This is a genomic window from Kitasatospora sp. GAS1066B (assembly GCF_041262605.1).
In the GTDB taxonomy this organism is placed as follows: domain Bacteria; phylum Actinomycetota; class Actinomycetes; order Streptomycetales; family Streptomycetaceae; genus Kitasatospora.
In genome coordinates, this window is the sequence record NZ_JBGCCO010000001.1 from 220,206 (window position 1) to 235,556 (window position 15,351).

The following is a 15,351-nucleotide window of genomic DNA, read 5'->3' on the forward strand; positions in this document are numbered from 1 at the left end:
GCCCCCCTAGCCGTCTCAACCCCTATTCGTCCCCTAGGTCCGGTCCGGGCGCCCGGCAGCCCGGCCGGACCGGGCCGGAGCGACGGCGGCGGGTCCCGGCCGCACCACAACGCCCGCGACCGCCCGGCACGGTGGCGGGCGGTCGCGGGCGTTGTGGTGCGGCCGCAGGAGGTCGTGGGTGGTGACCGGGGCCGTCAGGGACGAGCCGTCAGCGCAGCTTGCCGGCCCGGGCGCGGCGGGCCAGGTCGGCCACCCGGGCCAGCGTGGGCTCGCGCAGGAACCAGGCCAACTGCCCCATGAAGCCCTCCTCCTGGGCGGGCTCCAGCAGCACCTCGCGGCAGACGGCGGCCAGCATCGCCAGCAACCCCACCGAGTCCCCGCCGAGCTGGTGGAAGTCGGCCGTCCCGTCGAGCCGGCCGCGTGGCACACCGAGGGTGCGGGCCCAGATCTCGGCCACCGCCGCCTCGACCGGGTCCAGCGGCGCCGCCGGCTCCGTCCCGGGCTCGGCAGCGGCCTCCGGGTCCGCCGCGAACGGGTCGGGCAGCGCGCGCGCGTCGACCTTGCCGCTCACCGTGTAGGGCAGCTCCGGCAGCACCAGGACGGCTGCCGGCACCATGTACGAGGGCAGCCGGTCGGCCAGGTGCGCGGTCAACGCGTCCTCGCCGACAGCCGCGTTGGCCAGCACGTAGCCGTACAGTGCCTTGGCCGACCCGCCGGTCCTGGACCGGGCGATCACCACGGCGCGCTCGACGGCGGGATGCGTCTCCAGCGCCTGCGCCACCTCCGCCGGCTCCACCCGGTGGCCGCGCACCTTGACCTGGTCGTCGATCCGCCCGACGCACTCCAACTCGCCCGAGGGCAGCAGCCGGACCAGGTCGCCGGTGCGGTAGACCCGGGTGCCGTCGGCCAACGTGACGAACCGCTCCCGGTTCAGCTCGGGCCGGCCGAGGTAGCCGCGGGCCAGCTGTGCGCCGCCCAGGTAGAGCTCGCCGATCTCGCCGGGCGCGACGAACCGCAGCTCCTGGTCGAGCAGATGGGCGGTGGTGTTGTCGGCCGGCAGGCCGATCGGCACCACCGCCCGCTCGGCGTCGCGCTCCGGGTCGAAGGTGTGCGCGGTGCAGCCGATGGTCGCCTCGGTCGGCCCGTACTCGTTGATGATCCTGCAGTCGGGCCCGAACATCTGCTGGGCCCGGGCGGCGACCTCCACCCGCAACTGCTCACCGATCACCAGCACCGTGCGGTAGCCGGTGGGCGTCAGGTCGAGGCGGCCGATCAGGTCGAGGTGGGAGGGCGTCAGATTCAGCGTGTTGGCGCCCGACTGCTCCAACAGGCGGCCCAGCGACAGGTGGTTGGGCTCCTCGCGCAGCAGGATCACCTCACCGCCGGCCAGCAGCGGCAGGAAGACCGAGGTGCCCGTGACGTCGAAGGAGGGTGAGGTGATCAGCGGCAGCCGGGTGTCGGCGTCCACCCCGAAGGCACGGGTGGCCCAGTGCACGTAGTTGGCCAGACTGTGGTGCTCGATCTGAACGCCCTTGGGGCGCCCGGTCGATCCCGAGGTGTATATGATGTAGACGAGATCTGAACGATCGATGGACGCGTCCTGGAAGTCCGCGGGCGCGTCGCCGTCCAGGGCCAACTCGTCCAGCAGCAGCGGTTGGCAGCCCGTCGGCAGGCAGTCGCGCTGCTCGTAGGCCCGCTCCAGCAGGCAGTGGCCGCTCTCGGCGTCCGCGAGCAGATCGGCGATCCGGGCGTCGGGGTGCCGGGTGTCCAGTGGCAGGTAACAGGCCCCCGCCCGCAGTACCCCCCACAGTCCGGCCAGCGCCGCCACCGTGCGGCCGGCCAGCAGGCCGACCACGCTGCCCGGTCCCACGCCCTGTCTGCGCAGTTCGGCGGCGACGCGGTCCGCCCGGCGGCTCAGTTCGGCGTAGGTCACCTTGCCCTCGGGGCCGCTCAGCGCGATCCGGTCCGGGGTGCGCTCGACCTGCTCGCGGAAGAGCTCGACCACCGAGCGCTCGCTGGGCAGCGCACGCTCGGTGCGGTTGCCGGCCCACTGGCGGTGTGCGGGCGGGGAGAGCGCGTCCGTGATCGTCTCCAGCAGGCCTTCGACGCGTTCCGCCATTCCCGGCTCGTCATGCCAGGCGACGGTGACCTCGGTGCGGCCGGGGCACTCCATCAGGTCGATCTCGGGCGGGCCGCCGGGGCTGGTGCTGCCCAGCGAGTAGTAGGCGTCGGCCCGGAAGCCCTCGGTGGACAGCTCGGCGAGCTCGATGCCGCCCAGGTGCGAGAGCAGGGCGGTGCCGGAGTGGCGGCGCCTGCGCGCGGCGGACCGCTCGATCCCGGCGTTGAACACCCGCAGCAGCGGCACCGGCACCCGCAGCAGCCAGGAGCCCAGTGGCAGCGCCAGTTCCTCGCGCTTGACCAGCGAGCCGAGCAGCCGCTCGTGCACCTGCTGCCACTGCTCCCCGGCCGCGACGTCCACGCTCAGGCTGTGCGCCAGCATGGCGGTCGAGCGCAGCTCGGGATCGTGGCGGCGCAGGTCCACCGGGACGAAGAACCGGCCGGCGCCGGACTCGGTGGTCGCGGCGAGCGCGGCTGCCACCTTGGCCACCGCCGCCGGATGGCGGCCGTCGATCGTGCGGCGGCGCCAGAGCAGCCGGCTCGGGTCCGGCACCGGGTGACCCAGCAGCGAGGGCCACTCCAGCGCGGCGGCGGGCGCCGGCGGCGGCTGGTGGCCGGCGACGCGCTCGGCGAACTCGTGGTGGTCGGCGGTGGCGTCGTAGCCCAGCGGCGGCTCCCCACGCAGCACCCGGAAGACGTCGGCGGCCCACAGCTGCAGCCCGCGGGCGTCGGTGATGCCGTGGAAGGCGCGGAACAGCAGCGTGGTCGGCGTGCCGGGGATCAGCACCACCTCACAGGTCGGGCCGCTGCCGTCGAGCCCGCAGTGCAGCGCGGGGCTGTCGAAGCGCTCGTTGTCGAAGCTGCCCGCCGCCAGGACGTGCAGCTCGGGAGCCTTGCCGCTGTCGACCCAGTCCCGGCCCCGGCGGACCAGCCGCATGCCCGGGGACGCCGCGGCCGCGGCCGCCAGCGCGGCGGCGAGCTCGCCGGCCGGCAGGACTCCCTCGCCCTCCACCACGTGCTGGACGACGCTCTGCGCCGGCCGCAGGCCCAGGAAGGCCCGCTCCATCGGCGTCATGACTCGGCTGTACGGCTGCGAGCCGGCGGAGGTGCTCACCGCCGGTGCAGCGGGCGGGCGTTGGTTCTCCTGTTGGGTACTCAACGTGATCGCAATCTCTTGTGGCGTTCCTGCGCCCTGGCGGGGTCGTCGGGCGCGGCTCTTCGAGGCGGGAAGCCTTGCCGCGGCCCCGGTCCGGCACCGACTGCGTCGGGCCGGGGCCGCGGCAACTCCGTCTCTCAGGTGGTCAGTTGCCGCCTCCATGGGAGCGGCCGAGCTGGTCGTTGATGAACGCGAACAGCTCGTCGTCGGAAGCCGCCTTGAGCTGCCCGCCGTCCACCGCGCCACCACCCGCCACCGCCGTGGGCGCGGCGGGCTCGCCGAGCCGGCCCAGCATCGCCTGCAGCCGGGCCGCCAGGCTGCCGCGCAGCTCGCCGTCGGGCACCGGAGCTGCCGTGAACGCCGCCTCCAGGCGGTCGAGTTCGGCCAGCAGCGACTGTGCGGCGGCGGCCGGGGCCGGGGTGATCTCGGCGAGCAGCAGCTCGGCGAGTGCGGCGGGCGTCGGGTAGTCGAAGACCAGCGTCGCGGAGAGCCGCAGGCCGGTGGCCGCGTTCATCCGGTTGCGCAGCTCGATGCCGGTCAGCGAGTCGAACCCGATCTCCTTGAAGGCCCGTTCGGCCTCGACGACCTCCGGTCCGGAGTACCCGAGGACGGCGGCGACCTGGACGCAGACCAGTTCGAGCAGCAGCTTGCGGCGCTCGTCCTGCGCCAGGCCGCTCAGGCGCTGCTCCAGCGTCGGCCCCTCCACCACCCCGGCCGCGGCACGGGCGGCGCGGCGCGCGGGGCCGCGCACCAGGCCGCGCAGCAGCGGCGGGACGGTGGCCGGGTCGGCGTGGTCGCGCAGCCCGGCGACGTCCAGGCCCATCGCGGCGACGGTGCCGCGGCCCAGCGTCGCGGCGGTGTCGAGCAGCGCCAGGCCCTGGGCGGAGGAGAGCGGGGTGATGCCGCCGCGGGCCATCCGCTCCAGGTCCGCCTGCGCCAGGTCGCCGGTCATGCCGCTGCTCTCGGCCCACAGGCCCCAGGCCAGCGAGAGCGCGGGCAGGCCCGCCCGGGTGCGCTTGGTCGCCAGCGCGTCCAGGAAGGCGTTTGCAGCCGCGTAGTTGCCCTGCCCGGCGCCGCCGAAGGTGCCGGCGACGGAGGAGAAGAGCACGAAGGCCGACAGGTCGAGTCCGGCGGTCAGCTCGTGCAGGTTGAGCGCGGCATCCACCTTGGGCCGTAGCACGGTGTCCAGGCGCTCGGGCGTCAGGGCGTTGACCACCCCGTCGTCCAGCACGCCCGCCGTGTGCACGACGGCGGTCAGCGGGCGCGCCAGCGAGCCGAGCAGCGCCGCGAGCCCGGCCCGGTCGGCCGCATCGCACGCCGCGACGGTCACCGAGGCACCCAACTGCTGCAGCTCGGCCGTGAGTTCGGCCGCGCCCGGGGCGTCGGCGCCGCGCCGGCTGGTGAGCAGCAGATGCCGGGCACCATGCTCGACCACCAAGTGCCGGGCCACCAGCGCCCCGAGGGTGCCGGTCGCGCCGGTGATCAGGACGGTGCCGTCCTGGTCCAGCGGGGCCGGGACGGTGAGCACGACCTTGCCGATGTGCTTGGCCTGCGAGACGAAACGGAACGCCTCCGGCGCCCGGTGAACGTCCCAGGTCGCGATCGGCAGATGCGCCAACGCACCCTGCTCGAAGAGCTCCAGGACGGCGGCGAGCATCTCGCCGGTGCGCTGCGGGCCGGCCTCGATCAGGTCGAAGCCCTGGTAGCGCACGCCCGGGTGCTCGGAAGCCACCTGCTCGGGGTCGCGGACGTCGGTCTTGCCCATCTCCACGAACCGCCCGCCACGCGGCAGCAGCCGCAGCGAGGCGTCCACGAACTCCCGTGCCAGCGAGTCAAGGACCACATCCACACCACGACCACTGGTCGCCGAGCGGAACCGCTCCTCGAACTCCAGATCACGCGAAGACGCGATGTGCGCATCATCCAGCCCCAGCGCGCGAAGAGCGTCCCACTTGCCCGCGCTCGCCGTGCCGTAGACCTCCGCGCCGAGGTGACGGGCCAGCTGCACGGCCGCCATCCCGACGCCACCGGCCGCCGCGTGCACCAGGATCGACTCACCCGCCCGCAACTCCGCCAGATCCACCAGCGCGTAGTACGCGGTCAGGTAGACCACCGGGACGGAGGCCGCCTCGGTGAAGCTCCAGCTGGCGGGCATCCTGGCGATCATCCGGCGGTCGACCACGGCGACCGGGCCGAACCCGCCGGACATCATGCCGAACACCCGGTCACCGACCGCGAGATCGGTGAGGTCACTTGCCACCTCCAGCACCACGCCGGCGCCTTCCAGGCCCAGCAGACCGGCGTTGCCCGGGTACATCCCCAACGCGTTCAGCACGTCACGGAAGTTCAGGCCGCTGGCCCGCACCCCGATCCGCACGCTGCCGGGCTCCAGCGGCGCGACGGCCGCCGGGTGCTCGATCAGCGCCAGGTTGTCGAGCGCACCCTTGACCGGGATGCCCAGGCGCCAGGCAACCGCGTCCTGCGGCTCGGCAAGCGCGTCATCGGTCGCCAGTCGCGCCAACCTCGGTGCGTAGCAGGATCCCTGACGCAGCGCCAGCTCGAACTCGGGCAGCACCAGCGCGGCCGGCAACGCGGCGACCGAGGCCTCGGTGTCGTCCAGGTCCAGCAGCACGAACCGCTCGGGATTCTCCGCCTGCGCGGAACGAACCAGACCCCAGACGGCGGCATGCGCCGGATCGGCCAACTCCTCCCCCGCCAACGGCGCCACCGCACCCCGGGTCACCAACACCAGCCGCGAGTCCGCGAACCGCTCCTCGGCGAGCCAGGCCTGAGCCAGGCCCAGCACCCGGTGCGTCGCCTCCCGCACCACATCCGCCGACAACTCACCGACGGCCGAGGGCGAGCACGGCACGAAGACCACGTCCGGCACCGTCCCACCCGCAGCCACCGCCGCCAGATCGGCGAAGGTGTCGACCGCGAAGCCCGCGGCGGCGAAGGCGCCGGACAGGTCCGAGTCGCCGCCGACGACCGCCCAGCGGCCGTCCTGCGTCACCTCGGCCGCGGCCGGCAGGGCAGACCAGTCGACGTGGAAGAGCGAGTCGTGGTGAGTGCCGCGGGCGGCGCCGCGCAGCTGGTCGGCGCCGATCGGGCGCAGCACCAGCGACTCCACGGTGGCCACCGGCTCGCCGGTGGCGTCGGCGAGCGTGAGGGCGACCGCGTCCGTGCCCTGCGGGGTGATCCGTGCGCGCAACGCGCTCGCCCCGGCGGCGTGCAGCGTGACGCCGCTCCACGAGAACGGCAGCCGGCCCCCTTCGGCGCCGCTCCCCTGGAGGAAGGTGCCGTGCAGCGCGGCGTCGAGCAGCGCGGGGTGCAGCCCGAACAGGCTCGCGTCCGGCTCGGTGCCCTCCGGCAGCGAGACCTCGACGAAGATCTCCTCGCCGCGCTGCCAGGCGGCGGTCAGCCCCTGGAAGGCGGGCCCGTAGGCGAATCCGCCGACCGCCAGGCGCTCGTAGAAGCCGGTGGTCTCCAGCGGCACCGCGTCCACCGGCGGCCAGACGGCGAGGTCGCCGGCCTCGGCCGGCTCACGCACTCCGCCGGTGCCCAGCGCGCCGCCGGCGTGCTTGGTCCACGGCTCGTCGGCCTCCGCGTCCTCGGGACGGGAGTAGACCGAGAGCGGCCTGGTGCCGGACTCGTCGGCGGCGCCGAGCCAGAGCTGCAACTGCAGCGCACCGCTCGGCGGCAGCAGCAGCGGCGCTTGCAGGGTGAGCTCTTCCAGCCGGTCGCAACCCGCCTGGTCGCCGGCGCGGACCGCGAGTTCGACGAAGGCGGTGCCGGGCAGCAGCACGGTCCCGGAGACGGCGTGATCGGCCAGCCAGGGGTGGGTGTCCAGCGCGAGCCGCCCGGTGAACAGGAAGCCGTCCGACTCGGCCAGCGGGGCGGCGGCACCGAGCAGCGGGTGCACGGGGGCCAGCAGCCCGGCCGAGGCGACATCGGCGGCCCACAGCGCCGGGGCCTCCAGCCAGTAGCGCTCGCGCTGGAACGCGTAGGTCGGCAGCTCGATCCGGCGGGCGCCGGTGCCGGCGAAGACCGCCGGCCAGTCGAGCTTGGCGCCGCGCACGTGCAACTGGGCGAGCGCGGTGGTGAACGTCTGCGCCTCGGCGCGGTCACGGCGCAGTACCGGGGTGAAAGCGCCTTCCTCGGCGGTCACGCACTCCTGCGCGAGGGCCGACAACGTGCCGTCCGGGCCCAACTCCACGAAAGTGCGCACGCCCTCGCGCCCCAGGGTCACGACCGCGTCGGCGAAGCGGACGGCCTCGCGGACGTGACGCACCCAGTACTCGGGGGACGTCAGGTCGGCGCTCTGGTCGAGCGTCGAGACGATCGGGATCTGCGGGGCGTTGAAGGTCAACTCGGCTGCGATCGCACGGAATTCGGCGAGCATGCCGTCCATCAGCGGCGAGTGGAACGCGTGGCTGACGGTCAGCCGCTTCGTCTTGCGACCGTCGGCCGCGAGCTTCTCGGCCACCTCGGCCACGGCCTGCTCGGCACCCGAAATCACCACAGACGTAGGCCCGTTGACGGCGGCGATACCGACATCCGCGCGGTCCGCCAGCAGCGGCAGCACCTCGTCCTCGGCGGCCTGCACGGCCACCATCGCGCCACCGGACGGCAGCGCCTGCATCAGACGGCCGCGCGCCGCCACCAGCCTGGCCGCGTCCGCCAGCGAGAACACACCCGCCACATGCGCGGCCGCCAGCTCACCGATCGAGTGCCCGGCCAGGAAGTCAGGCCGCACACCCCACGACTCCACCAGCCGGAACAGCGCCACCTCAACGGCGAAGAGCGCCGGCTGGGTGTACGCGGTCTGGTCGATCAGCGCGTCGGCGTCCTTGAGCGGCGTCTCCAACCACCGGTCCAGCTCCGCACACACGGCGTCATACGCCGCGGCGAACACCGGGAAAGCGCTGTACAGCTCGCCACCCATCCCAGCCCGCTGGCTGCCCTGACCGGTGAACAGGAACGCCGTCCGCAGCGTGCTGCCGGCGGTGCCCTCGACCAGCTGCCCGGCCGGCTCGCCGGCGGCCAGTGCCGCCAGGCCGCGCAGCAGGTCCATCCGGTCGCCGCCGACCACTGCGGCACGCTGCTCCAGGCCGGCGCGCGTGGTGGCCAGTGAGAAGGCGACGTCGAGCGGGTGCGACGCCTCGTCGGCGGTCAGCTGCTCGTGCAGCCGGCCCGCCTGATCCCGCAGCGCCTCGCGGGTCTTGGCGGAGAGCACCCAGGGCAGCGCGGCCGGTGCGGCAGGCTCGACCGGGGTGGCGGGCTCAGCCGCAGCGAGCGGTGCCTGCTCGATAACGACGTGCGCGTTGGTGCCACTGACGCCGAAGGACGAGACGCCCGCCCGGCGCGGCCGGCCGGTCTCCGGCCAGTCCCGTGCCTCGGTCAGCAGCTCGACGGCGCCCGCCGTCCAGTCCACGTGCGGGGTCGGCTCACCGACGTGCAGCGTCTGCGGCAGCAGGCCGTGCCGCATCGCCATCACCATCTTGATGATCCCGGCGGCGCCGGCGGCGGCCTGGGTGTGCCCGAGGTTCGACTTGATCGAGCCCAGCCAGAGCGGCTGCTCCGCACCGTGCTCCTGGCCGTAGGTGGCGAGCAGCGCCTGCGCCTCGATCGGGTCGCCCAGCGAGGTGCCGGTGCCGTGTGCCTCGACCGCGTCGACCTGATCGGCCGTCAGCCCGGCGTTGGAAAGCGCTTGCCGGATCACCCGCTGCTGCGAGGGACCATTCGGCGCCGTCAGACCGTTCGAAGCGCCGTCCTGGTTCACCGCCGTGCCCCGGACGATCGCCAGCACCGGGTGCCCGTTGCGACGGGCGTCGGAGAGCCGCTCGACGAGCAGCATGCCCACGCCCTCGGCCCAGCTGGTCCCGTCCGCGTCGGCGGAGAAGGACTTGCAGCGGCCGGTGGAGGACAGGCCGCCCTGGCGGGCGAAGTCGACGAAGGTGTCGGGCGTGGCCATCACGGTCACGCCGCCCGCCAGCGCCAGCGAGCACTCGCCGCTGCGCAGCGCCTGGGCGGCCAGGTGGAGGGCGACCAGCGAGGACGAGCACGCGGTGTCCACGGTGACCGCCGGCCCCTCCAGGCCGAAGGTGTAGGAGACCCGGCCCGAGGCCACGCTGCCGGAGCCGCCGGTGCCGAGGTAACCCGCGACGTCCTCGGGGACGGCGGGCAGCCGGGTGACGTAGTCGTGGTACATCACGCCCGCGAAGACGCCGGTCCGGCTGCCCTTGACCGAGGTCGGGTCGATGCCGGCCCGCTCGAAGGCCTCCCAGGACGCCTCGAGCAGCAGCCGCTGCTGCGGGTCCATCGCCAGCGCCTCACGCGGGTTGATGCCGAAGAAGCCGGGGTCGAAGGCGCTGGCGTCATGCAGGAACCCGCCCTGCAGCGCGGCGGCCGCCCGCTCGGCGTCGGCGCTGTGCAGCGCGTCCACCAGCCAGCCGCGGTCGGTGGGGAATCCGGAGATGCCGTCGCGGCCGCTGGTGACCAGCTGCCAGAGCTCCTCGGGCGTGGTCACCCCACCCGGGTAGCGGCAGGCCATGCCGATGATCGCGATCGGGTCGTCGGCGACGCCGGTGGTGCTGGCGCGCGGTCCGGCCGGGGTGGCCACGCTCTGGACCGAGCCGAGGAGTTCGGCGCCCAGCTGGTCGGCGAGGGCGGCCGGGTTCGGGTAGTCGAAGACCAGGGTGGCCGGCAGCCGCAGGCCGGTCGCGGCGGTCAGCCGGTTGCGCAGCTCGACGGCGGTCAGCGAGTCGAAGCCGAGCTCCTTGAAGGCCAGGTTCGGCTCGATGGCGTCGGCGCCGCCGTGGCCGAGCACGGCGGCCACCTCACCGGTGACCAGGGCCAGCAGCGCCTTGCTCCGCTCGGCGGCCGGCAGCGCGGCCAGCTGCTCGCCGAGCGAGCCGGCGGCCTGCTCGACCTGCGCGGCACGCCGGGCCGGCGCCCGGACCAGGCCGCGCAGCAGGGCGGGCAGCGCCGAGCTCGCGGCCTGGGCCCGCAGCCCGGCCAGGTCCAGGTGGATCGGGACGTAGCTCGCACCGCCCAGCGCGGCAGCGGTGTCGAGCAGCGACAGGCCCTGCTCGGAGGAGAGCGCGGCGACCCCGCCGCGAGCCATCCGCTGGAGGTCGGCCGCCTCCAAGCTGCCGGTCATGCCGCTGCGTTCGGCCCACAGGCCCCAGGCCAGCGCGGTGGCGGGCAGCCCCGCGGCCCGGCGGTCCTGCGCGAGCGCGTCCAGGAAGGCGTTGGCGGCGGCGTAGTTGGCCTGGCCGGGTCCGCCGAGGGTGGCCGCCGCCGCCGAGAAGAGCACGAAGGCGGTGAGGTCCTGATCCTTCGTCAGCTCGTGCAGGTGCCAGGCCGCGTCGACCTTGGGACGCAGCACGGGGGTCAGCCGCTCGGGGGTGAGCGCGGAGACGATGCCGTCGTCCAGCACGCCGGCGGTGTGCACCACGGCGCTCAGCGGGTGCTCCGGCGCGAGCGAGTCGAGCAGCGCGGCCAGCGCTTCGCGGTCGGCCACATCGCAGGCGGCGAACCGGACACAAGCGCCCGACTCGCCGAGCTCGGCGGCGAGTTCGGCCGCGCCGGCCGCCTCGGCGCCGCGCCGGGAGACCAGCAGCAGGTGCCGCACGCCGTGCACGGCGACCAGGTGACGGGCGACCAGCCGGCCCAGCGTGCCGGTGGCGCCGGTGACCAGCACGGTGCCGTCCGGGCCCACCTCGAGACCGGGCGAGACGTCGTCGGCGGGGGCGGCGACCCGGGCCAGCCGGGGCAGCAACAGGACGCCCTCGCGCAGCGCCAGCTGCGACTCGTCGGCGGCCAGCGCGGTGCTCAGGGCGGCGGGCAGCGCCCGCAGCGAAGCCTCGTCGCCGTCCAGGTCGAGCAGCACCAGGCGGCCCGGGTTCTCGGTCTGGGCCGAGCGGACCAGGCCCCAGACGGTGGCGGCGGCCAGCTCGGCGACCGCCTCGCCGGCGCTGACGGCCAGCGCGCCGCGGGTGGCCAGCACCAGCCGAGCGTCGGCGAACTCGTCGGCGGCCAGCCACTCCTGGACCAGGGCGAGGGCGCGGCGGGCCGTCGCGTGCGCCGCCTGCGGCAGCTCGCCGGGCTCGGCCGCCACCACGGTGAGCACGGTGGTGGGCGGCGTCGCGCCGGCGTCGATGGCCGCGGCCAGCGCGGTCAGGTCGGCGTGTCCGGGCAGATCGAGGGCGAGCCGCTCGGCGCCGAGCAGCGCCCACCCCGCGGTGTCCGCACCACCGAGAGAGGCGGGCTGCCACTCCACGGTGAACAGCGACTCCACGTGGGCGCCGCGGGCGGCCCGCACCTGGGCGGCCGAGACCGGGCGCAGCAGCAGCGAGTCGATGTGGGCGACCGGGGCGCCGGTGCCGTCGGCGACGGTGACCGAGACGGCGTCCGCACCGGCCGGGGAGAGCCGCACCCGCAGGGTGTCGGCGCCCGAGGCGTGCAGGGTGACGCCGCTCCAGGCGAACGGGAGCCGCCCGGACTCGCTGGGGCTCAGCAGGGTGCCCATGCCCACGCCGTGCAGGGCGGCGTCCAGCAGGGCGGGGTGCAGGCCGAACCGGCGGGCCTCGGCCCTGGCCTGCTCGGGCAGCCGCACCTCGGCGAAGATCTCGTCGCCCGACTGCCAGGCGGCGCGCAGGCCCTGGAAGGTGGGGCCGTAGCCGAACCCGGCCTCGGCCAGGAAGTCGTAGAGGCCCTCGGTCTCGACCGGGGTGGCGCCGGCCGGCGGCCAGCTGTCCAGGCCGAGCGGCTCGGCGCGGTGGCCGGTACCGGCGGGCGCGAGGATGCCGGTGGCGTGCCGGGTCCAGGCGTGCTCGGCGGTCAGGGCCGCGCCGCTGACGGCCTCCTCGGGCTCGGGACGGGAGTGCAGGGTGAAGCCGCGGGCGCCGGTGGCGTCCGCCTCCCCCACCGCGAGCTGGATCTGGACGGCACCGTGCTCGGGCAGCACGAGCGGGGCCTGCAGGGTCAGTTCGGCGAGCTGGTGGCAGCCTACGTGGTCGCCGGCCCGGATCGCGAGCTCGACGAAGGCCGTGCCGGGCAGCAGCACGCTGCCCATGACGGCGTGGTCGGCCAGCCAGGGGTGGGTCCGCAGTGAGAGCAGCCCGGTGAAGAGCACCCCGTCCGCGTCGGCGAGCGCGACGGCGGCGCCGAGCAGCGGGTGGTCGGCCGTGCCGAGACCGGCCGAGGCGACGTCGCCGAGCCAGCCGGCCAGCGGCTCGGGCCAGTGGCGGCGGCGCTGGAAGGCGTAGGTGGGCAGGTCCACCCGGGCGCCGCCCCAAGCGGCGCTGACGGCGGACCAGTCGGGCGCGGCGCCGTGCACGTGGGCCAGCGCGAGCGCGGTCAGCAGGCTCCGCACCTCGGGGCGGCCGGCGCGCAGCGTGGGCACCAGGGCGGCGCCGTCGGCCTGCTCGCCGAGGCAGTGCTGGGCCATCGCGGTGAGGACGCCCTCGGGGCCGAGCTCCAGGTAGCTGGTGACACCGCTGGCGTCGAGCCGGCGGACGGCGTCCAGGAAACGGACGGCCTCGCGGACGTGGCGCACCCAGTACTCGGGCGAGCAGACCTCCTCGGCACTCAGCGAGGCGCCGGTGACGGTGGAGATGATCGGGATCCGCGGCGGCTGGTAGTCCAGGCCCTCGGCGATCTTGCGGAACTGCGCCAGCATGCCGTCCATCAGCGGGGAGTGGAAGGCGTGGCTGACGGTGAGGCGCTTGGTCTTGCGGCCCAGCTCCTCGAAGTGCCCGGCGATGGCCAGCACGTCGTCCTCGGCGCCCGAAATCACCACGGCGCTCGGGCCGTTGACGGCGGCGATGCCCACCGTGTCGGCGCGGCCCGCGAGCAGCGGCAGCACCTCGTCCTCGGCCGCCTGGAGCGACACCATCGCACCGCCGCGCGGCAGTTCCTGCATCAGCCGGCCGCGCGCCGCCACCAGCTCGGCCGCGTCGGCGAGCGACAGGACCCCCGCGACGTGCGCGGCGGCCAGCTCGCCGATCGAGTGGCCGGCCAGGAAGTCCGGTGCCAGGCCCCAGGATTCCAGCAGCCGGAAGAGCGCCACCTCGATCGCGAACAGCGCCGGCTGGGTGTAGGCGGTCTCGTCGATCAGCGCGTCGGCGTCCTTCAGCGGCGTCGCCAGGTGCCGGTCGAGCTCCACGCAGACCTCGTCGTAGGCCTGCGCGAACGCCGGGAAAGCGCTGTACAGCTCCGCGCCCATCCCGGCGCGCTGGCTGCCCTGGCCGGTGAAGAGGAAGGCCGTGCGGCCCGTGGCGGCGACGCCGCGCACCAGCTGCGGCGCGCTCTCATCGGCGGCCAACGCGTCCAGGCCGGTCAGCAGTTCGGCGCGGTCGGCGGCCAGCACGACGGCGCGGTGGTCCAGGGCGGCGCGGGTGGTGGCCAGCGAGTGGGCGAGGTCGGCCGGGGCGAGGTCCGGGACGGTCTCCAGGTGGGCCCGCAGCCGGGCGGCCTGGGCCCGCAGCGCCTCGGCCGTCCGGCCCGAGACCAGGTGCGGCAGCAGCGCGGGGGCGGCGGCCGCCGGGGTCCGGCCGGCGGACGGCTCGACCGCGGGTGCCTGCTCGACCTCGGGTGCCTGCTCGATGATGCTCTGCTCGACAATGATGTGGGCGTTGGTGCCGCTGACGCCGAACGAGGAGATGCCCGCGCGGCGCGGCTCGCCGGTCTCCGGCCACGGCCGGGCCTCTTCGAGCAGCGCCACGCCGCCCGAGGTCCAGTCGACGTGCGGCGAAGGCTCGTCCACGTGCAGGGTCTTGGGCAGCACGCCGTGGCGCATCGCCTGCACCATCTTGATGATGCCCGCGACACCGGCGGCGGCCTGGGTGTGGCCCAGGTTCGACTTGACCGAGCCCAGCCAGAGCGGCCGGTCCTCGGGCCGCTCCAGCCCGTAGGTGGCCAGCAGGGCCTGGGCCTCGATCGGGTCGCCGAGCACCGTCCCGGTGCCGTGCGCCTCGACCACGTCGACCTGACCGGGCGTCAGCCCCGCGCTGGAGAGCGCTTGGCGGATGACCCGCTGCTGGGAGGGGCCGTTCGGCGCGGTCAGACCGTTCGAAGCGCCGTCCTGGTTGACCGCCGAGCCGCGGATCACCGCGAGCACCGGGTGGCCGTTGCGCTGGGCGTCGGAGAGCCGCTCCAGCAGCAGCATGCCGACGCCCTCGCCCCAGCCGGTGCCGTCGGCGGCGGCGGCGAAGGACTTGCAGCGGCCGTCGGCGGCGAGCCCGCGCTGGCGGCTGAACTGGATGAACGCCCGCGGGCTGGACATCACCGTGACGCCGCCGGCCAGCGCCAGCGAGCATTCCTTCTGGCGCAGCGCCTGCACCGCGAGGTGCAGGGCGACCAGCGAGGAGGAGCAGGCGGTGTCGACGGTGACGGCCGGGCCCTCCAGGCCGAAGGTGTAGGAGAGCCGGCCGGAGAGCACGGCCGCCGAGTTGCCGGTGAGGGTGTAGCCCTCGACTCCCTCGGGCACCTGGTAGAGCAGCTCGCCGTAGTCCTGGCCGTTGGTCCCGGCGAAGACACCGGTCCGGCTGCCCTTGAGCGAGGTCGGATCGATGCCCGCCCGCTCCAGCACCTGCCAGGACGCCTCGAGCAGCAGCCGCTGCTGCGGATCCATGCCGAGCGTCTCGCGGGGGCTGATGCCGAAGAAGGCGGCGTCGAACTCGGTTGCGTCGTACAGGAAGCCGCCCTGCCGGGTGTAGCTGGTGCCCTGCTGCTCGGGGTCCTCGTCGAAGAGCGACTCCATGTCCCAGCCCCGGTCGGCCGGGAAGTCGCCGATCGCATCGCGGCCCTCGGCCACCAACTGCCAGAGATCTTCGGGAGAGTTCACCCCGCCCGCGAACCGGCAGCTCATCGAGACCAGGGCGATCGGCTCGGAGTCGCCCGACTCCGCCTCACGCAGCCGCTGGCGGGTCTGGTGCAGATCCGCCGTGACGCGCTTCAGATAGTCGAGGAGCTTTTCCTGATCCACTGTTGGAACCTCACCCAATTCGATCACTGCTGCAAGTAGTTGCGGGCCGATCCGGGCCCGGTCCGGTCGTGGGCGCGGCCGTGCG

2 protein-coding genes are annotated in these 15,351 nt (G+C 74.8%); both read right to left on the bottom strand.

Features of this window, described 5'->3' with window-relative positions:
* Positions 1-208 precede the first annotated feature (208 nt).
* Positions 209-3,193, bottom strand: coding sequence for a non-ribosomal peptide synthetase (locus ABH937_RS00585; RefSeq protein ID WP_370216740.1), 2,985 nt, complete (start codon positions 3,191-3,193; stop codon positions 209-211).
* 226 nt (positions 3,194-3,419) lie between these two features.
* Positions 3,420-15,266 (bottom strand): SDR family NAD(P)-dependent oxidoreductase, encoded by an 11,847-nt coding sequence (locus ABH937_RS00590; RefSeq protein ID WP_370216741.1) that lies wholly within the window; start codon positions 15,264-15,266, stop codon positions 3,420-3,422.
* Positions 15,267-15,351: the final 85 nt, after the last annotated feature.

Excerpts from the sequence above, each read along its gene's own strand:
- ABH937_RS00585 (WP_370216740.1), bottom strand. The coding sequence starts at position 3,193 with ATGACGCCGATGGAGCGGGCCTTCCTGGGCCTGCGGCCGGCGCAGAGC.